Raw genomic sequence first — 22,455 nt, 5'->3', positions numbered from 1 at the left:
CTTATGAAAGCAATATTTAAAAATTTTATTTTTATTCTGAAAAAATTCAAAACATCCAGCTTTTTGAATATACTGGGGCTATCTGTTGCTATGGCTGTATTTATCATTTGTATGATACAGGTATTCTCGGACTTCACATACAATCATAATTTTAAGAATATAAACAATACTTATCTTTTCACTCAGTACCGGACAATCTCACCCAATGATACCTATGCTCCCTGGATAAGTACTCCGAGAGCCAAAGAAATGTCCGAAAAATTTCCGGAAATAAGAAACTATTGTCTCTATATATCTAATGCCAATTCTAACTTCGATATTATACAAAAGAATGGCGAAAAAATATCCATAGAAGCAAATCTTATAAAAACGACAAAAGGGTTTATCGATATATTCTCGCCTCAAATAATCACAGGAAATCCGGCAGAGGTTTTCACCGGAGAAAAAACGAGTAAAGCAATGCTGACCGAAAGTATAGCTAAAACTCTTTTCGGGGATGAATCTGCAATCGGTAAATCGTTCTTTTTCCACAATTCGACAGAACCAATTACGGTTACAGCTATATGCAAAGACTTTCCTAAAAACTGCTTTGTTCCGAACGGAGTTTTCGTTTTATTACCTGATGATATACCTGAAAACTCAAACTATTTTGGGTATTTCGATATTGCTCCTGAAAATGTTGAGAAACTCGAAAAAAGACTAAACAGTGCCGAGTTTTACGGAGAAAATACAATGAAGCAATTCAAAGCTGATCCGGAGAATGCCTCTTCTGCCAGTCTTATCCCTTTAAACAGGATACATCTACATTTTCCGATGGTTGGCTCGGGGAATTTTAATTCAACGGTCTCACTCTTAGCTATTGGGATAGCTATATTAATAATGGCTTATATAAACTACATAAACTTTTCGATAGCGATAGCTCCGGCGAGGATCAAATCACTCAATATTCAAAAGATACTCGGAGCCAAGAATAAGACTTTAAGAAGTGTAATTATTTTCGAGGCCGTTTTGTTTTCGTTGATCGCTTACAGTCTCGCTCTTTTATGCGTTGAACTATTCAAGGATACAACCATTGTAAAATCATTATTTACAGATATAAGTGTCTCTTACAATAAGGTACTGCTTGTATGTACAGGCATCATAATTTTTTTTTGCGGGATACTGTTCGGTCTATATCCGGCATATTATGTTACCTCTTTTAGTCCAGCTATTGCAATCAAGAATTCTTTTGCAAGTTCAAAACGTAGTTTAAAGTTAAAGAATACGCTTATTTGCATACAGTTTATATCATCTGTAACATTAATAAGTATTGCGGCATTCATTTACATACAATACAATTATATCACAAATTATTCGTGGGGTATCCAAAAAGAAAACATTGTGTATATGCGGACTTATGGTTTGAAAACGGATATAGATACGTTCGGTAAAGAATTAATCCGTAATAAAGACATCTCTGATTACACTATAGCCGGGTTCTTGCCCGGAAGCGTGGGAATGGGATGGGATCGTGATTTCGAGGGCAAAATAATATCAGTAATGTCATGGCCTGTAGGACGCAATTTTCTTGAATTCTTCGGAGTACCGGTTGTACAAGGCCGTAATTTTACCGATACAGAAGAATCTGATATACCTTATATAATAGTCAATCAGGCATTCATGAATAAATACAGGTTTGAAGATATACTCGGCAAAAAGATATTTTGTTTCGATGGAGATGGCGAAATTATCGGAGTCGCAAAGAATGTCAATTTCGAATCACTGCATAACCCGATAAGACCTATGATCTTTGTCCGGCTGAACTCCGGATGGAATAATATCATCCTGCTAAAAATATCAGGTAATAATATCGATAATACCTTTAACTATATAAAACAATGCTGGAACAAATATAATGATGAAGTATTCGATTGTAAATTTCTTGATACCAGACTCGACAACCTGTATAAAAAAGAAAACAATCTGGCTCAGGTTATATTAATATGCAGCATCATAACTATAATGATCGCGATAATGGGTGTTTACGGGCTGATTGTATTTAACACAAAATACAGGTCTAAAGAAATAGCTATCAGAAAAGTAAACGGATCATCGGTATTTAGCATTGTTCTTTTACTAAACCGAAATATCTTCGGAATGCTTATCCTTGCTTTCTGCATAGCCACTCCCCTAGCCTACTATATAGTACAGCAGTGGTTAGATAGCTTTGCTTATAAAACACCTGTTTATTGGTGGGTGTTTGCGACAAGCGGAATACTTGTATTCCTGACAACAATAGCAACGACATGCTGGCAAAGTATAAAAGCCGCAAGAAAAAATCCTATAAATTACCTGAAAAGCGAGTAACATCTCAGAAAACTCTAAATATGTATTTACAAACAATTAAAATAGATCAATTATGCTAAAGATTAATAACTTAAAAAAAGTCTTCCGTACAGAGGAAATCGAAACTGTAGCACTCAACGATGTGTCCATGCACGTAACCGAAGGAGAATTTGTTGCTATCATGGGTCCTTCGGGATGCGGTAAATCGACACTTTTGAATATCCTCGGGCTATTAGATAATCCTACATCCGGAGAATATTATCTGGCTGATAAAGAAGTGGGACACCTGAAAGAAAAGGACCGTACGGAAACCCGAAAAGGCAATATCGGTTTTGTTTTCCAGAGTTTCAATCTAATAGAAGAGATGAATGTATACGAAAACGTTGAACTTCCTCTGATTTATATGAATGTGAAAGCATCGGAGCGTAAAGCGAGAGTAGAAGAAGCTCTCCGCAGAATGAATATAAGCCACCGTGCGAAGCATTTTCCCAATCAGTTATCAGGAGGTCAGCAACAACGTGTAGCCATAGCACGTGCAGTAGTTGCTAACCCTAAACTGATACTTGCCGATGAGCCGACAGGTAATCTGGATTCTAAAAACGGACAAGATGTAATGAATCTGCTCTCGGAACTAAATCAGGAAGGAACTACGATCATCATGGTGACTCACTCCCTACACGATTCGTCTTTTGCCCACAGGGTTATAAATTTATTTGACGGGCAAATTGTAACTGAGGTTGCCAACAAACTATAAGGTCACAGACCTCTTTATTACTTAGGTAAGTATACGTAAAAAAACAAATTACATCTTGATATTTGCCTCTATATAAAATCTTTTCATTAAAAAACCTGTGGTATGTTGAAGCAGTTTATCAGAAATTTTTCAAAACAGAAAACAGTCGGTATATTAAATATCTGCAGCCTTAGCCTGGGGATAATGGTATCTCTTATTATCGGGTTATGGACTGTCCAAAATCTTCAGTTTGATAACTTCCATAAGAATGGAGACCGTATATACCGCTCTATCCTCGACATTAAGTTTAATGATGTGGATAGACATCTGACTTCAACATTTAAACCTTTCGGAGAAGAAGCTATCGCCCAGTTACCAAATATCGAAGCGATGTGCAGGGTTGTTCACAACGAAGAATCCGAAATTTGGGTCGGTAACCAGGTATCCACTATTGGCAGAGTTCTAGTCGTAGATAATAACTTCTTCTCTTTTTTTACTTTTCCTCTTATCGAAGGTAATCCGGTAAATGTAATAGACACTCCCGATAAAGTAGTTATAAGTAAAACCACAGCTAATCTGCTTTTTCCGGGTAAAGACCCCATTGGGGAAACAATCAGATATAAGAATCAGGATTTCAAGGTGTCGGGTATGATGAAAGATTTTCCACGAAACTCTCATATACAGGCTGATATTGTTTTCCCGATGTTCGGGCATCTGGCTGAAAATAAATGGGGATGGTCTGATATATTCTGTACTTATTTTTTGCTTAGGGAAAACACCGATACCCTTCAATTAACCAAAGGCCTTACAACAATTATCCGCAACGGACTTGACTGGTTTAAACTAAACGAAGCTACAGTATCCCTGCAACCTCTCGAAGATATTCATTTGGGAGAAAAAGACAAATTTGAAAATGCTGTAACAGAAAGTAAATCTCTGATTATTGTATTTACCGCAACAGCATTTATAATTCTTATTCTTTCGTGCATCAATTTTGCAAACCTCTTTGTCTCCACTTCTTTTATAAGAGCCAGAAGTATAGGTATCAAAAAATCTCAAGGAGCTAATAAATCAAAACTTATTAAAGAGTTTTACACTGAAACTGCAGGTTACGTATTCATCGCAATATTTATCGGTATCATGCTCGCCCATCTGGTGCTCCCTGTTTTCAATCAGTTTACAACATCAAGTGTTGAGATTGATTTCAGCTCACCTCAACTCTATTTATATATAGTTCTGCTTTTTATTTTCACCACACTTCTTGCCGGATCTTTTCCTGCAATATATATGACTAAATTCAATATAATAGAAACGTTGTCGGGCAAATTCAGAGGAAAGCGGATATCATTACTACAAAAAACACTGATTGTAATACAGTTCACAGCATCAATCATACTATTGATGAGTGTTACTTTTATTTATAAACAAATAGATTTTCTGATTAATCACGATTTAGGATTTAATATAGAGCATATTATAACAGTCAACAGCAGGGACAAGTTTGGAAAGAACTTCAACTCATTCAGAAGTGAAATGATGCAGGAAACATCAATTACTGACATCACAATAAAGAATTCACTTCCTACAGACTGGGTACAGGGATGGACTTATTCTTTGCCAGAAAATCTCGAAAAACAATACAATGCAGAGGTATGCCGTATTGAGCCTAATTATTTCGATTTTTTCGGAATGAAAATAATTGAAGGAGAAAACCCTTTATATCTGGGAGCAGCCGACAGTCTCAATATTTGTGTTGTAAACGAAACTGCTGTAAAAATATTCGGCTTGACAGATCCTGTCGGTAAAATAATTCTCCCGAATGGACTCTCTAAAAGCCCAATAACTATAGCCGGAGTTGTAAAAGACGCACAAACCCGTTCTTTCCACTCACCTATTGATGCTCAGGTATATATCAGATTTACAGCTAAATCTAATAGCGGAGGAAAAGTTCTATTTTTTAAAATAAAAGGAGATCCAGAAAAAGCTCTAAAGAAGATTGAACAAAAATGGAAGGCAACAGTACCGCTTGTTCCCTTCGAGTATCATTATCTGGATAATATTTACAGAAACCTTTATAAATCGGATCTAAATTCGGGCAAAGTTTTACTGTTTGCCATGATCATCACTATTATTATAACTGTAGCCGGATTATTTGCCATGGCGTATTACTCGACACAAAGAAGAATAAAAGAAATAGGACTGCGCAAAGTAAATGGAGCTACAACATTGGATCTAATGAAATTACTAAACCGTGATTTTATTGTCTGGGTAATAATAGCTTTCATTATTGCATTGCCGATATCTTATTTTTCTTTACAAGAATGGCTGGATGACTATATCGTAAAAACCGACTTAGATTGGTGGGTATTCTCATTAATCGGCATCCTGATTATACTAATAGCGTTAGTAACGGTAAGTTACCAAACATGGAAAGTCGCAACAACCAACCCTGTTAAAGCACTGAAAAACGATTAAGGTTCCAAGCCTATTTATTACTTGGCATGTATAATAAATCGAGCTTATTATAACTTGAAGATATATGATTAATACTTTCTGTCACTAAAAAAACATCTGCATATGAAGCCTTTAAGCATAAAGTCCTATATAAAATTCTTATCACGAAACAAACTCTATAGTACAGTATCGATACTTGGTTTTGCAATATCACTGATGTTTGTGTTTCTGCTCTCTACTTATGTAATTCAGGAGCTCTCCGTTGATACTTTCCATAAGAACAAAGACCGTATTTTTCTTTTGGGACATGGACCGGAAAATGCTAATTATGCAAATCCTGTAGCTGATTTTGTGAAAGATAGATGTCCCGAAGTAGAAACATATACCAGGATAGTATCACGTGAGGTATTTATAAAAGACAAAAATGACAAGCAAAGGATCAAAGCACTTTTTGCAGATAAGGATTTCTTCAAAATGTTCTCTTTTAAACTGATACAGGGAAGCCCTTCAACAGTATTACAAACCGAAAGGACTGTTGTAATCACTCCTTCGCTGGCAAAAAGGATATTTGACAATGCTGATCCGATCGGTAAATATATCTATCTGAACGACAGTATTCCTTTAGAAGTAACCGGAATCATGGAAAAATTCCCCTCAAACACTCAATTTCCGGAAAATGAAATGGTAGTTAACTATCACATGATTAAAGAATATTGGGGTAAAGATGTTATGGAGAATTGGGGAAATAGTTCTTTCTGTGTTTACTTTCTCGAGAAAGAAGGTACAAATCTCTCTGCTAAAGCACCTATGCTACTAGATCTTTTCAAAAAAGATTACTGGTTATTCAAACAAAATTTCTGCTCAAGTGTCGAATTTATCCCATTAACTGATATCTATTTTAGCGGTATAGGTGCAGGAGCTGCAGGAATAAGGGGAAATAGTAAAACCGTTGTTTCCGTATATTTTGCAATAACCATACTCATATTATTGGTTGCCATACTAAACTATATCAATCTATCTGTTTCACAAGCGTCCAAGAGAGGAAAAGAGGCTGCATTAAAAAAGCTGTTAGGCTGCTCTCAAGCGGATATTATCAGGCAATTTGTCTTCGAGTCTATTGTTATGACATTTATAGCATTCGTCATCGGATTATTCTTTGCATTTGTCGCTGAACCTTTCTTTGATGAAGTCTTGAATACTAAATTAAACCTTACAGCCCAATTTACCGTTGCATACATTGTCATATTGATAATAGGAATTATTCTAATAGGAACTATCTCCGGAATTATTCCAGCTATAACTATTGCCCGATTCGACCCGATAGAAGTAGTTAAAGGAATGTATTCTCATAAAATAAAGACAGTATATTCTAAAGTACTCATCACTTTTCAGTATACGGTAGCGTTTACGTTATTGGTTTGCTGTCTTTTTATACTAAAACAGACTTATTTTATGATGAATTACGATATGGGCTTCAATCATTCCTCAATATTCATTATGGATAATATTGTTTTGGATAAACAAATTCCCGCTCTAAAAAACAAGCTACTATCTGTACCGGGTGTGGATGCTGCATCTTTTTCAGCAGGAACACCATTAGACGCAGGCAATAACTGGTCGTTTGAAAAAGATGGAGAATCTCATAGTTTCCAAGTATTCAGTATAGACAGCAGTTTCTTCGATGTGTATAATATACATGTAGAATACAATGGCTTCTCGGCTCCTGATAGCACATATATCCTTATCAACAAAATAGGCTTTGATAAGATACGTCCAGATAAGAAAACAATGAGATTAACCGGTATTTTCAATAATGATTTACAGCTATGCGGTATAATTGACAACTTTAATTTCAGACCGTTACACTCTGATGTGGGACCTATGCTATTTTGTAAACTAGGAAATAAATATATGGGAAATGCATGGACTATCAGTGCTAAAATTAATAAATCCGAGAATCCAGGAAAAGTAGCTGATAATCTAAAAAAAGCATATAGCGAATTTACAGGGAATAATGGATTCGAATCCCGATTTGCAGACTCTATGTTAAATCAGTGGTATGAAAAGGAACAAAAGACGTCTAAATTATTAGTTGCCTTTACCATACTTACTATTATCATTTTAGTAATGGGAATACTCGCTATGTCTTTATACTATGTACAACAGAAAGAAAAAGAAATAGGCGTACGGAAAGTAAACGGAGCAACCGAATTGAGTATTATAAAAATGCTGAACATGGACTTTATAAAGTGGATTGTTCTGGCTTTTATTATAGCTGTTCCCCTCTCCTATTATATTATGCAGAAATGGCTCGAAAACTATGCTTATAAAACAGATCTCAGCTGGTGGATATTTGTTTTTTCAGGATTATTTATTCTAGCTATATCAGCCATATCCATTACGATGCAAAGCTGGAAGGCTGCAACGGCAAACCCTATAAAAACTTTGAAAAACGAGTAATATGGTAAACTGGAGTGTTATACAACGGCGGATACTGAGAAACAAGGGACTCCGTCTCGTCAATTTGATGGGTATCTCTCTCATCTTCGGATGTATGGTGCTATCATACATATACATCAAAAGAGAAACCAGTTTCGATAGATTTAATAAAGATGCGGACCGAATAGCCCGATTGAGTGTACAGATTAATGACGAAGCCATAGACGGGCGTATTATCCGCGATTCGTATGACGAGATACTACGTCAGTCGGCCGAAGTCGAAGATATAGTTAAACTGGTAAATGTCAATGCCGGAGTACTTATTTACAACGAGAAATCTGTTATCATTAATAATTTTATATTCGCCAGTCCTAATTTCTTAAAAGTATTTAGCTACCCGTTGCTAGAAGGAGAAAGAAACACCGTCTTGTCTGAACCGGGAAGTGTAATAATCAGCGAAAAATTAGCCAAACAAATCGGATCTCTATCCGACGTTATAGGCAAAAGTATTGAAATTGAGAGCCGGCGGACAAATTCAAATAAGTACACTATAAAAGGAATATTTAAAGACTTTCCTTTCAATTCTCATTTACAGACCGACCTTATTATACATAAAGATGAGAAGAATGAGATCGATTGGAACTATACATATCTTTTATTAAGAAAAAACACGGAGGTAAATACCCTGCAAAACACGCTGAATGAACAGCTTGCAAAACTCAACAAAGATAAGAAATACAAAGAACAACTAATATTTACCCCTCTTACTAATATACATTTACATAGCAGGGTATTACGAGAACTTAGCACCAATGGTAATATTTATTATCTGTATATCATAGCAGGGGCTAACTTGTTTTTGTTTATCATCGTAATGTTTAATCTATGGCTCAATTCGAGCCTCATTATTTCTGCAAATAAAAGGTATTATCAATTACTCAGGCTAAATGGAGCTCCTTTTTCCGTTATATTTAAAGAAGAAACATTCATTGCATTTATGCTGTGCACATTAGCTGTAATAGTTGGCGGGGTGGGGATTTATCTTATAGCTCCGCATTTGGGGTTCGATTTAAATTATCTATCCATTTCGGAATATCTTATTTGTATTTGTGTGCTATTTTTATTTGTTGTTTCGGTTTCTATTATCCCTCTTTTATCATATAAGATATCTGCATCGGGAGATCATTTTGCATCAAAAAGGAAATCATCGGCTTCGATCAGATCTTTATTTACAATACAATTTGCATTGGTTATTTTTGCTTTGGTATGGGGAATCACCATCAACCGTCAAATGTCTGTAATCCGTCAGCAACAAGTAACACCAGATACCGACAAAATAATAACTCTGAAAGAACAACCGGAATTGGTTCAATCCCGCTATGAACTACTCAGATCAGAACTGCTAAAACATTCCGAAATAGAAGCAGTAACTGCATCTATGCAACTTCCCGGATCGGCTGTAAGAGATGCAATAAGTGTAAAAACGGATTCTCTTGCTGACGATGTAAACATCCCTGTGCTTATTGTAGGTGAAGGATTCTTTCCATTTTTCGGTATTCCTCTGGCAGAAGGAACATTATATCCACCTAATAAATACAATTATATTGAACAACAGAAAATGCTGTTCGATATGTTCGACGGAAAGGAATACGATAAAACAATTACCGAAAACTATATAATAAATAAAGAAGCTATTACTGCACTAGGCTTTAAATCAGCGGAAGATGCCATCGGAAAAAGTCTGACCATGCAACATGGTTCCATTAATTATATCGACCACGGAACGATCTGCGGAGTTATAGATCATTTCAACTACACCACCAGTTTCGAAACCCCGTCTCCTCTTATAATCATACAGAGAGCATTTTTCTTAAACAGTATCATGATACGGACAGAAGAACATGAGACTGAAAAAGGTTTACAGGTTCTCCAATCTGTATGGAAAGAAATTATCCCCGAATATCCTCTTGCTTACAATTACTTAGATGATCTTTATAAAGATGTTTACAGAAACGAACTGAATGGAGAGGTTATTATATATATCTTCACTGCTTTGTGTTTACTGATTGCAAACCTGAGTTTGATCACATTTGTTGCATTCATTATCAAACAGAGGAAAAAAGAAATAAGCATCCGAAAAATCAATGGGGCCACTGCCTTTGATATTATAAAAATGATCAACCTCGATTTTGTGAAATATATAGTATTTGCATTTATACTTGTTGTACCTGTATCATATTATACATTACAGATGTGGCTGAAAAATTTTGCATACCAAACCTCCGTTAACGGATGGATATTTGTCGCTGCAGGAGCAACAGTGATGATTATATCCATATCATCAATCACTATTCAATCCTTAAAAGCCGCCAACAGCAATCCGATGAAGTCTTTAAAAAGTGAATAGTTGGGCTTTTGACTTAATATTAGACCTTATTTAGCTATTTGTCCCCCTATGATAAGGGGACATTAGCTATTTTTGTTTCATGTTATACTTTTTCAAAATCTAACCAAACATGAACAAAAAGCTATTAAGAATCTTTTTTGTGTTTGCTTGTATCGCATTGCCGATACTACAATTACATGCAACTTCGGATAAAGGAAACACATTTACTATAGATCAACCGGATCTTAAACAAAGCCCCTATACGGGAATGACCAGAAAACACTGGATAGACGCAGGTCGTTATTTACTGAATGGAGCATTTAGCTATGTTCATTCGTTAGATGATCCTATGATCTTTCCGAAACAGCCCGGTGTCAGTTATCCCCGCAGAGAAGATCAGGTTCCCACCGAAAAGCTCGAAGGGTTGTGCCGTACATTATTTATAGCGGCTCCTCTACTTAAAGAAAACCCTGAACTGGAATTGAACGGAATCAAAGTCGGAGATTATTATCGCCATCAGCTTCTGAAATTAATAGATCCGAAAAGCGACACATATATAAAACACCGTGCGCCGAATGGCGGGCCTCATCAGAATCTGGTCGAATTCGGAGCTTTATCGATATCCTTGTTCACAATCCCCGATATCCTATGGAATCCATTGACAAAAGAACAGAAAGACGAATTGGCCGCAACCATGCTAAGTTATGGAGACGGTCCTACAGTTCCTTCGAACTGGAAATTCTTCAACATCTTTGTTCTGAGTTTCTTTAAAGCTCAAGGTTATACAGTCAACGAAAAACTATTGGTTGAATACCTTGATAAGTCCCTTGAACATTACCGCGGAGACGGATGGTACAACGATAATCCGGCATTCGACTATTACAGCATGTGGGCATTCCAGATGTATGGTCCTGTATGGTCTCATGTTTTCGGAGAGAAGTATTATCCTGAATATGCAAAAAAATTCGAAGCAAACTTCAGGGATATGGCAAGCAATTATCCATATATGTTTAATGAAGACGGCAAGATGATTATGTGGGGACGAAGCATTGCTTATCGCTTTGGATCGATAGTACCTTTTCCTTTAACAGGATTCCTTAATGATCCGAATATCAATTACGGATGGCTGCGAAGGATTGCATCAAGCACGTTGCTTCAATTTCTGCAGCATCCCGATTTTCTGAAGGACAATGTACCTACTCTCGGATTTTATGGAGCCTTCGAACCCGCAGTACAAGGATATAGCTGTAGAGGCAGTGCTTACTGGTGCGGTAAGGCTTTTCTTGGCTTGCTGCTTCCTGCAGATAATATTTTCTGGACAGCAACGGAAGATAAAGGTCCATGGGGAAGCGAACTCACGAAAGGTAATGTGTATAATAAGTTTCAATCCGGATCTGATATTCTTATAACCGACTACCCCAATAGCGGAGCTTCCGAAATACGGGCATGGTGTAACGTTCCTTATATCCCGGCTTGGGAAAAATTCAGGGCAAGCGAAAATTACAATAAGTTAGCCTATAACAGCGAATTTCCATGGATGGCAGACAGTTTAGCTAATGGAGTATCGATGAATTATGCGACCAAAAACAAAGATAATGTCTGGGAAGTCCTGAGAATGTATACATTCTCGAAATATGACAATGGTATCTACTACCGTAATGCTGTTCTGGAAACCAATCAGGATATAAAATATCATCTGGCAGATATTCCTCTTCCCAATGGAATTCTGCGAGTAGATAAAATAAGCAGCCCTGTATCTACTGATATTCGTCTGGGACATTATTCCCTTCCTCAATTGGGGAACCCAATAAAAGAGCAAATCTTTGATATTAATGGCAATAAAGCATATATAATCAATAATGAGAAATACAGTCAGGCTATGATCTCATTGTCAGGCTGGTCTGGTCTCGAATTTATAAAAGGGGAAGGTGTTCATCCCGAAAGCGACTACTGTACTGTAATTAACAGCACAGACAGACTACCGCAAGGAGATAAAATTTACATTACATTACAGCTCTGGAAAAAGGGAAATAAAGATTTTACAAAAGAAGAACTATCTCCCGTGAAAAATTTACATATCAGTAATGATAGAAACACTGTAGAGCTTATACTAAATAACGGTACAACAAAAACAATCAGATATAACTAAAATCAGGATCTTTAGTATATTTACATATCTTTTATCTAACCTATTAAAACTAATATGTAATATGAAAAAACATTTGCTATACATTTTGTATATTAGCTTGATTTTTAGCATTCAGGCTCAAAATTTCACTTGGATCAGTAGTAAGGAAACAGATTATTGGCTACAGCGAAGCATACAATTACAAAGTAAAACTAAAACAAATCCTGATATAGAAGTAGTCAATGATCAGGATGGTATTCTTATATTCAAAGCTTGGGGTACCTGCTTTAACGAACTCGGCTGGGACGCTTTGAACATACTCGGAAAAGAAGAAAAGGAAACCATAATCAAACAACTTTTCTCTCCTGAGGGAGACCTCAAATTTACAATGGGAAGATTTTCAATGAATGCAAATGATTATGCCCGAGACTGGTATAGCTGTGATGAAGTTACGGGAGATTTTCACCTGAAATACTTTAATATAGACAGGGACAAAATCACTCTTATCCCCTTTATTAAATTAGCTCAGCAATACAATCCGAATATAACATTTTGGATATCCCCATGGTCACCTCCATCATGGATGAAAGTAAACCAATACTATTCGGTTCGCAGCAGTGAGAAGTATAATAAGATGTCACCGCTATCAGATATTATTCTTTTTGAAGATAATAAAGATATAAACAATGATGTTTTTCCTAAACAACTCACTGTAAACGATTACTTTATACAAGAACCTCGTTATTTACAAGCCTATGCTGATTATTTCTGCAAATTTATCACAGCATACAAGCATGAAGGTATTCCCATTAGTATGGTGATGTATCAAAACGAGGCATATAGTTACACTAATTATCCGGGTTGTGCATGGACTCCCGAAGGTACAATACGTTTCAATACCGAATATTTAGCCCCAACACTAGAGAAACAGCATCCTGAAGTTTCTCTTTTCTTAGGAACAATCAATACCAACCGGCTTGAGCTTATCGATCAGATACTTTCCGATCCCCGAATGCCACATTCCATAAAAGGAATTGGTTTTCAATGGGAAGGCCGTCAGATATTACCTCACATCCGAAAAAAATACCCTCAGTATAAATATGTACAGACCGAAAGTGAATGTGGATGGGGCAGTTTTGATTGGAAAGCAGCTGAACACACCTTCAATATTATGAATGACTATCTTAGCAATGGATGTGAAGAATACACATTCTGGAATGCTATTTTAAGTGACGATGGAGAAAATGGATGGGGTTGGAAGCAAAATTCGCTTATACGAATAGATTCTAAGAAAAAATCTGTAACATATACTCCTGAGTACTATGCTGTAAAACATTACGCACATTTCATTTCGCCCGGGTCAAAACTTTTATCATATAAGAATGCTGGAAGCGAGAATAAACCAATACTGGTATTTCGTGGTGTAAAAGGAGAGTATATAATTGTAGCTGGCAATTTTCAGGATTACCCTCAACGAATTGTAATTAAACTTGGTGCAAAGTTTTTAGATGTACAAATAGAAGCTCATTCATTGAATACCTTTATATCTAAATCCTAAAATTGGTTTCAAGTAGACACAAATTAAACCGTATCATATAAAAGCAACCTCTGTTCAAAAAATAAAGGTTGCTTTTTTATTTTATATTCTTAATTCGGAAACACTAGAGTAAAGGTCGTATATCCTTCGGGAGAAAGCGAATGGATCAGTTTCCCTCCATGCAAACGCATTATATAGCGCGATATACTAAGGCCAATTCCTGAACCGGATTCTTTGGTTGTAAAGAATGGAATAAATATACTTGATAACTCTTCCTTAGGTATCGGTTTTCCTGTATTACTGATATCTATATAGGTAAATTTGTTCTGTACGCTGTATTTAATAAATATTTTTCCATGCTCAGAAGGATCGATAGCCTGTATAGCATTCTTTATAATATTCACAACAACCTGTGTTATTAGATTTTCATCACCGCTAATGATACTGTTCTCGTCTTTTGCTATAATTTGTACTTCAATATTTCTATCCTCCATCAAGTGCTCGTGCAAATGCACTAGTTTGTTGATAAGCGGGCGCAATTCGAAAGCTTTGATAACAGGCTGAGGTACACCTGTAAAACGGCGATAAGATTCCACGAAAGCCAATAAACCCTTAGCAGTAATATGTATCGTATCGAAGGCTTCCACCGTATTATTCTTCATTGAAGAATCCATTGTATCCAAATCTTTATCATTCAACAAAGTAAGCATAGTTTCACTTAAAGAAGTAATAGGTGCAATCGAATTCATTATCTCATGAGTCATTACCCGGATCAAACGAATCCACGACTCCATTTCCTTAGCTTCCAACTCATTACCTATATTATTAAGAGTTATTACTTTGATCAGGTCGTCATTTACTTTTATCTGTGACACCTGCAAGCTTACCAGCACTTCTTCCCGTTCATTTATTACCGATATCTGCCCTTTTTCACCTGCTTTAATATTGTGAAATAACAATGGATAATCTTCGTTTATAGAACTAAGCTGGTTAAGATGTGTAAAAACAGGCAACCCCAACAATTGAAGAGCAGAATGATTGACAGTCCTCACATTGCCTCTTTCGGTTACAATAACAATACCTGTAGATACATTTTCGATAATGAGGCTGAGGAATTTTTCATTCTGAATAACTTCTTTCCTTGCATTGGTGAGTATATCCTTAATACGATTCATCATTGTATTAAGATCTCTTTCCCGAGCCGACATTTTAGATTCAGTAAAATGAAAAGAGTAATCTCCATTATCCAACGCATTAAGCAGGAACAAAATATTCTGATTAAATTTTTTATAATGGAAAGTCAGCAGATATAAACTGGCAAATACCCCTAGAGCCGGAATAAGGCTGTAGACGTATTGCTCTTTGATGATACACAATGTCAGTAATGACGCAGACAGTATCAGCAGTATGATAAAGAGTACAAGCCTGTAATGGATAGATTTAAACATAGTTACAGTCCGTATTTTTTAATCTTACTATACAAAGTAGGGCGTGTTATACCCAATTCAGAAGCTACAGCAGACATATTTCCACCATTCCGTTTCAAAGAAGAACTAATAAGCAACTGTTCAGCCTCATCAAGACTCATATTTTCTATTCCGGCAGTTTTACCTCCGCTATGGTCTTTCATATAAAAGTCTGATGGCTGCAATTCGTTCCCATCTGCAAGGATCACAGCTTTTTCTATCGCATGCTGCAATTCCCTTATATTTCCGGGCCACGAATAATCTTCCAGTTTACGAATCGTATCTTTTGATAATGTCAATGAGCTTTTCCCGTATTTGGATGCATATTTTTTCAGAAAGAAATCAGCAAGCAAGGCAATATCCTCTTTACGATCCCTCAATGGTGGAATTTCTATCTGAATGGTATTGATACGATATAACAGGTCTTCGCGGAACACACCGCTCTGAACCGATTCATGCAGGTTACTGTTGGTTGCACAAATCAGACGTATATTAACAGGAACAGGATCATTGCTCCCCACCCTGATTACATGTCGAGACTGCAAAGCCACCAAAAGCTTTGCCTGTAAAGGATAACTCAAATTTCCGATTTCATCCAAGAATAAAGTTCCATTATCTGCTGCCTCAAATTTTCCGGCACGATCAGCCTTGGCATCGGTAAATGCACCTTTGACATGCCCGAATAACTCACTTTCGAAAAGAGATTCGGTCACAGCTCCCATATCCACACAAACCAAAGGTTCTTCCTTTCGGGAAGAAAAACGGTGAATCTCACGTGCTACAACCTCTTTTCCAGTTCCGTTTTCACCAGTAATCAAGATATTTGCATCTGTTTTGGCTACTTTTTGCACTAATTGCAAAAGCTCTCTCATTGCGGATGATTTTCCCCAGCAGAGATTTTCTTCTTTATTTAACTCACGGCTCAGAACTCCTTGTTTTTCTTTCAGCCGTTTTACTTCTTTCTGAGATTTGCGCAAAGTATAAGCAGCCTGTAAGGTAGCGATCAGTTTTGCATTATCCCAGGGCTTCACTACAAAGTCGCTTGCTCCTTCTTTCAAAGCCTTCACAGCCAAATCTATATCGGCATAAGCAGTAAATAAGACAACAGGAATATCCTTGTCGAATTTCTTGACTTCGCTCAGCCAGTACAAACCCTCATTACCGGAATTGATACCTGCCGAAAAATTCATATCCAGCAATACAATATCGGGTTTAGAATCTCTAAGACTAGCTAACAATTGATTAGGAGTTGTTAACAAGGTAACTTTTGCAAAATAACTTTCGAGTAAAATTCTTAATGCACTCAACACGTTTCTATTGTCATCAACTACCAGAATATGCCCTGACTTCATAAAATAAAGAATATTAGAAAAAGTTTCATTTGGCTATAAAAATAAAGAATAATAATGTAAAATGAACCATTTACAGCTCACTATATTAACAAAAGCTCATTATCCGACACCGATTTTGAGAACACAAAGCATTTTATTAACTTTAAGATTTCATCTCTTATAAAATCAGATACTCTCATGTTTCAAAAACTAGTTGCAATAGAGCCTGTCAGCTTGATACCTTCGGCCGAACAAGCATTAAACAAATATGCCAAAGAAGTAATTCTGTTTCAGGATATTCCTTCAGATGACAACGAGATTGCCCAACGCATAGGAAATGCAGATGCCGTACTGCTCAGTTATACCTCACGAATCACCCGATCGGCTCTCGAACAATGTCCCAATGTTAAATACATAGGCATGTGCTGCTCGCTGTATTCTCCGGAAAGTGCTAATGTAGACATCAATTATGCCCAAACACGGGGAATAACCGTAACCGGTATAAGGGACTATGGCGATGAAGGAGTAGTTGAATACGCTATCAGCGAACTGGTTCGTTGCCTTCATGGATTCGGTCAATCCCCATGGGATAATATGCCCCGCGAACTAACCGGACTGAAAGCAGGTATTATCGGATTAGGAAAATCGGGCGGAATGATAGCCGATGCCCTGAAATTTTTCGGCGCAGATGTTTCTTATTTTGCAAGGAGTGAAAAGTCAGAAGCTAAAGAAAAAGGATACCGATTCTTACCATTGAAAAACCTTCTTGCCGAAAATGAAGTGGTATTCTGCTGCCTCAATAAGAATACGATGTTACTTCATGAGGAAGAATTCAAACATCTGGGCAATAAAAAGATACTATTCAATACGGGATTATCTCCGGCTTGGGATGAGCAGCCTTTCCTTCGGTGGCTCGATGGAGATAACCTCTGTTTCTGCGATACGGCAGGGGCTTTGGGAGGTAATCATCTGCTCTCCCACCCTCATGTTCGTTGTATGCAAGTATCTACTGGCCGTACCCGTCAGGCGTTTGACCGCCTGAGCGAAAAGGTACTAGCCAATTTATCAGAATACAATGGGTGAAACAATATTGATGAGCGTACTGACAACCGACCATCCTGCGATTTCGGGTGTAGCACTGTAAACATCAACTACAGCATGCACCTGATCGTTTTTAATCTCTACCCGTTGGGTATCTCCTACGAACCCCGGAGTAGTTTGCATCGAAACCTGCATATTATCAGGCCCTACCGATGCCAGCGATGCGGCAACAGATACGTTAAGTCCGGTAGGAAATATTTTGATGGCCTCGGTGGCCGTTCCCGAAAAGACAATTCGCTTTTCGTTTTCAAGTGAAGGGTCATAAACAGAAGCCCGCCTTATTGCACCCGGATTCTTCTCATTGAAAAACCGGGCTAATGCATTTCCCATGAGAGTAGCAGTTCGTAAGACATCAAATCCTCCCGTTGCTCCTGATGCGATATAGATGCGTGTGCCATTGGCTTTTCCTGCATTTATCACTTTCTGATATAAATCGGCATCAGCCAAAGCCCCAATAGATAACGTCACGATAGATGTTCCATTCTCAAGAGCAGGTAATGCCAACTCTTTCATTGCTGCAGGGGATGCCGTTTCCACAAGATAATCGGGTTTTAAAGCCAATAATTCAGAAAGAGAAGAGCAACCATAACACGACTTTCCGTGCTGTTCCATTTTATCTACAATCAGTTTCGTTTTAGACTCTGTCCGTGAATATACCCCTATCAATTCATATTCCGGTAATAAACCATTCAATAGAGCATCGACTACAATATGAGCTAGCCGACCGCATCCCACAATTACTAATTTTTTCATAATAACAAAAGGAAGTATTTAAAGCAACATTGTTTGATTAAGGCCTGAGACCTTAATCAAAGATAGTCCTTTTGCCTAAAATTTACAACTTTAGCAAATATGCAACCTTGTTGCATATTTTTTTTCTTATTTTTGCATCAAACCTGTTAAATAAGGTCTCATACCTGTTTATTACCTTAGGTAGGTAAAACGACTAAAGTCCGGTATAAACTAAAAGTATTTCATCAAATACGTTTTTATGAAAGTTCTGGTATTCATTTTCGGATTATTCATCTTATTCCTCTCGGTAGTTCCATGCTACTGCGAAGAATTAGGAACTGATCCGTGCCGGACAGAGCAGTCAATTCACCAACATGATGATCAGCAGCACAATGGTCAGGGAGATGCAGCATGCACCCCGTTTTGTCATTGTTCGAACTTTCACCACCCCAACTTTTTCGTAGACGATCACTTCTCCGATGAACTTGTATTCTCAGAAATACCTCAATACTCACTTTACTCAGAAAATGCTCCATTATCTGTAATATACGATTTTTGGCAGCCTCCGAAACTATAATCAGTTAACAGTCGGCAATAATCTATAAGCAATGATCAATTATCAATAACCTGATAATTGTCATATTGTTGTGTTGATTTCATTGCATTACTTTCTCATTATTTAATAGCTAACTGAATATCCATTATGTTTCAAAGACTAATTAAATTCTCAATAGAGAACAAATTAGTTGTAGGAGTGTGTACTCTCGCCCTTATTATATGGGGAGCTACTCACTTTCTCAACTACCATTTGACTCTACTCCCGATATTACCAATAATCAGGTACAGGTAATTACACAAGCACCATCTCTTGGTGCTCAGGAAATAGAACAATTTATAACCAACCCCATAGAGCTGGCTCTGGCTAATATACCGAAAGTTGAAGAACGCCGGAGTATCAGCAGCAGCGGACTGTCTGTTATTACGCTCGTTTTCAAAGAAGATGCCGATATATACTGGGCACGGCAACAAATAAGCCAGCAGTTGAAGGAAGCCGAAGAGGTTATTCCCAAAGGAACAGGAAAAATAAACCTTGCCCCAATTTCTACGGGTCTGGGTGAAATATACCACTATACAATACGAGCCAAGGAAGGATACGAAAACAAATACACTCTAGCCGATATACGTACTATACAAGACTGGATTGTACGGAAGCAACTCTCGGGTACAGAAGGTGTTGCCGAAGTAAACGGATGGGGCGGATTTGTGAAACAATACGAAGTAGCAATAGACGCCGACCGCCTAAATGCAGCGGGGCTTACAATTGCTGAACTTTATAAATCTCTGGAGGACAACAACGAAAATACCGGAGGGAGTTACATTGAACAATACAGTAATCAGTATTTTATACGGGGAATAGGCCTTGTAACCTCTCTCGAAGATATAGAAAAAATTCCGGTAAAAACGGTTAACGGCAACCCCATACTTATCCGCGATGTAGCCAAAGTACAATACGGAACGGCTACCCGATACGGAGCGGTTACCCGTAATGGCGAAGGAGAAGTAGTTGCCGGAATAACATTGATGCTGAAAGGAGAGAACTTTCAGGAAGTAATCAAAAATGTAAAGGAACGTATTTCGCAGATCGAAAAAAGTCTGCCCGAAGGAATTATTATCGAACCCTATATAGATCGCACCCAATTAGTTGACAGGGTGACACATACGATTACTAAAAACCTCATAGAAGGAGGGCTTATAGTCATCTTTATACTAGTTTTGTTTTTAGGGAACTTCAGGGCAGGGCTGGTTGTGGCATCGGTTATTCCTCTGTCGATGCTGTTCGCCTTCGGGATGATGCGGTTATTCAGCGTCAGTGGTAATCTCATGAGCCTAGGAGCTATCGACTTCGGGTTGATTGTCGATGGGGCTGTTATCATTGTAGAAGCAGTCTGTCATCATATACAAATCAGTAAACAGCGATATGCAGGCGGTATGCTTACCCAGAAAGAGATGGACGGCGAAGTATTCGAATCGGCATCGAAAATAAGGAACAGTGCTGCTTTTGGCGAGATTATCATTATGATTGTTTACATACCTCTCTTTACTTTAGTCGGTATCGAAGGAAAGATGTTCAAGCCGATGGCGATGACTGTATTTTTTGCGATACTCGGAGCTTTTATTCTTTCACTAACATACGTCCCAATGGCTAGTGCCTTGTTTCTGAGCAAAAAAGCAGAGCATAAACGCAATATATCGGACAGGATAATGGATAAACTTAATAACATTTATCTGCCCGTTATCACAAAAAGCCTCAACCATAGTAAAACATTAATAGTTAGTATGGTCATTCTGTTTGCAGTCAGCGTATTTATGTTCAACAGGATGGGTGGCGAATTTATCCCCAATCTGGAAGAAGGGGACTTTGCAGCCGAAGTAAGTATGGCGCAGGGAACATCACTTTCGCAGATGATCAAAAGTACTACTCAGGCAGAAAAAATACTGAAAGATAAATTTTCCGAAGTGAAACAGATTGTGACCCGTATAGGTAGTTCAGAAATTCCGACCGACCCGATGCCCATCGAACGTGCCGATATGATGATCGCACTGATACCCAAAAAAGAATGGAAATCGGCTAAAACTAAAGACGAATTGATGGAAAAGATGGAAGAAGCGGTCAGTGTAATACCGGGACTGGGATTTGAAATGACACAGCCTATCCAGATGAGAAGCAATGAGTTGATGACAGGGATAAAACAAGATGTAGCTATTAAGATATACGGGAATGATCTGAATATACTGACATCCTCCGCCAATAAGGTTGCGAGTCTGATAAAGAATGTTGATGGAGTATCAGATCCGTTTGTCGAGAAAGTAAATGGACTACCTCAGATACAGGTTGTTTATAACCGCGATCAGCTGGCAAAATACGGTATATCGATAAAAGATGCCAATACGGTTCTCAAAACAGCTCTTGCGGGAAGCGAAGCCGGATTCGTTTACGAAGGCAGCAACCGGTTTGACCTTGTTCTGCGAATGGATAAAGATTTGAGGAATGATGTGAACTCCATCCGAAACCTGTATCTGCCCATAAATTCGGGCGGTAATATTCCATTCTCCCAAATTGCCGATATCGACTATAAAGACGCTCCCGGGCAAATCAGCCGTGAAGACGGCGAACGCCGTATCTATATCGGATTCAATGTGAGAGGAAGAGATGTCCAAAGTACCGTTCACGAAATAGAATCGCTCTTAGACAAAGAGTTCAAACTTCCTTCGGGATACTACTATACTTATGGCGGTCAGTTTAAAAATCTCGAAGAAGCCAAATCACGTTTGGGAGTTGCTGTACCTTTGGCGTTACTGCTGATCTTATTCCTTCTGTATGCGACACTCAAAAGCGTACGTGAATCACTGTTTGTATTTACCGCCATCCCGCTATCAGCTATCGGAGGAATATGGGCTTTATGGTTGAGAGACCTGCCTTTCAGTATTTCGGCCGGAGTAGGATTTATTGCCCTCTTTGGTGTAGCCGTACTCAACGGGATAGTGCTTATCGGGCAATTCAACGCTTTCGAGAAAGAAGGTATAACGGATGTAAAAGAACGGATTATCAAAGGATGTATGCTGCGCCTTCGTCCGGTAATTATGACTGCTCTTGTAGCATCTCTCGGATTTCTGCCAATGGCCTTATCAACAAGCGATGGTGCGGAAGTACAACGCCCTCTGGCAACGGTTGTAATCGGCGGACTATTGACGGCTACTATTCTTACATTAGTGGTATTGCCTTCGATATATAAAACGTTTATTTCTGAAAAAAAATCATAGT

The 22,455-nt window shown here is 37.8% G+C and carries 13 protein-coding genes; 10 read left to right on the top strand and 3 right to left on the bottom strand.

The genetic code is table 11. The annotated features are described in order from the left end of the window. The first annotated feature begins 3 nt into the window (after positions 1-3). The 7 genes from K322_RS0111705 (at position 4) to K322_RS0111675 (ending at position 14,023) form a co-directional block, all read left to right on the top strand. Complete coding sequence (locus K322_RS0111705; protein WP_026627064.1) at positions 4-2,346, top strand: ABC transporter permease; 2,343 nt, start codon at positions 4-6, stop codon at positions 2,344-2,346. A 52-nt stretch (positions 2,347-2,398) separates the two neighbouring features. Then, positions 2,399-3,079, top strand: coding sequence for an ABC transporter ATP-binding protein (locus tag K322_RS0111700; protein ID WP_026627063.1), 681 nt, complete (start codon positions 2,399-2,401; stop codon positions 3,077-3,079). 102 nt (positions 3,080-3,181) lie between these two features. Further along, entirely contained in the window at positions 3,182-5,533 is a 2,352-nt protein-coding gene (locus K322_RS0111695) for an ABC transporter permease (protein WP_260203796.1), read from the top strand. Between the two features lie 102 nt (positions 5,534-5,635). Next, a complete protein-coding gene (locus K322_RS0111690; protein ID WP_026627061.1) occupies positions 5,636-7,972 on the top strand; it encodes an ABC transporter permease in 2,337 nt (778 codons plus the stop codon). A gap of 1 nt (position 7,973) precedes the next feature. Continuing rightward, positions 7,974-10,358, top strand: a complete 2,385-nt coding sequence (locus K322_RS0111685; RefSeq protein WP_026627060.1) for an ABC transporter permease — start codon at positions 7,974-7,976, stop codon at positions 10,356-10,358. A gap of 109 nt (positions 10,359-10,467) precedes the next feature. Continuing rightward, positions 10,468-12,486, top strand: coding sequence for a DUF2264 domain-containing protein (locus K322_RS0111680; RefSeq protein ID WP_026627059.1), 2,019 nt, complete (start codon positions 10,468-10,470; stop codon positions 12,484-12,486). Between the two features lie 61 nt (positions 12,487-12,547). Further along, entirely contained in the window at positions 12,548-14,023 is a 1,476-nt protein-coding gene (locus K322_RS0111675; RefSeq protein ID WP_026627058.1) for a glycoside hydrolase family 30 protein, read from the top strand. An 89-nt stretch (positions 14,024-14,112) separates the two neighbouring features. Here the strand turns inward: K322_RS0111675 and K322_RS0111670 are convergent, their stop codons facing one another. Next, entirely contained in the window at positions 14,113-15,450 is a 1,338-nt protein-coding gene (locus K322_RS0111670) for a sensor histidine kinase (protein WP_026627057.1), read from the bottom strand. A 2-nt stretch (positions 15,451-15,452) separates the two neighbouring features. Beyond that, positions 15,453-16,820, bottom strand: coding sequence for a sigma-54-dependent transcriptional regulator (locus K322_RS0111665; RefSeq protein ID WP_026627056.1), 1,368 nt, complete (start codon positions 16,818-16,820; stop codon positions 15,453-15,455). A 177-nt stretch (positions 16,821-16,997) separates the two neighbouring features. Between K322_RS0111665 and K322_RS0111660 the strand changes: the two genes are divergently transcribed. Then, positions 16,998-17,882, top strand: coding sequence for a D-isomer specific 2-hydroxyacid dehydrogenase family protein (locus K322_RS0111660; protein WP_026627055.1), 885 nt, complete (start codon positions 16,998-17,000; stop codon positions 17,880-17,882). On the opposite strand, the gene K322_RS0111655 is transcribed toward K322_RS0111660, so the two are convergent. Beyond that, a complete protein-coding gene (locus K322_RS0111655; RefSeq protein ID WP_026627054.1) occupies positions 17,865-18,653 on the bottom strand; it encodes an aspartate dehydrogenase domain-containing protein in 789 nt (262 codons plus the stop codon). The genes K322_RS0111660 and K322_RS0111655 overlap by 18 nt on opposite strands. 238 nt (positions 18,654-18,891) lie before the next feature. On the opposite strand from K322_RS0111655, the gene K322_RS20855 reads away from it, so the two are divergent. Together K322_RS20855 and K322_RS0111645 are read left to right on the top strand one after the other, a co-directional pair. After that, a complete protein-coding gene (locus tag K322_RS20855; protein WP_157279440.1) occupies positions 18,892-19,209 on the top strand; it encodes a hypothetical protein in 318 nt (105 codons plus the stop codon). A 200-nt stretch (positions 19,210-19,409) separates the two neighbouring features. After that, a complete protein-coding gene (locus K322_RS0111645; RefSeq protein ID WP_026627052.1) occupies positions 19,410-22,454 on the top strand; it encodes an efflux RND transporter permease subunit in 3,045 nt (1,014 codons plus the stop codon). Position 22,455: the final 1 nt, after the last annotated feature.

The sequence above is a fragment of the Indolivaga capnocytophagoides DSM 22835 genome, assembly GCF_000426485.1.
In the GTDB taxonomy this organism is placed as follows: Bacteria; Bacteroidota; Bacteroidia; order Bacteroidales; family Dysgonomonadaceae; genus Dysgonomonas_A; species Dysgonomonas_A capnocytophagoides.
This window is presented reverse-complemented; position numbering and strand designations above follow the sequence as displayed.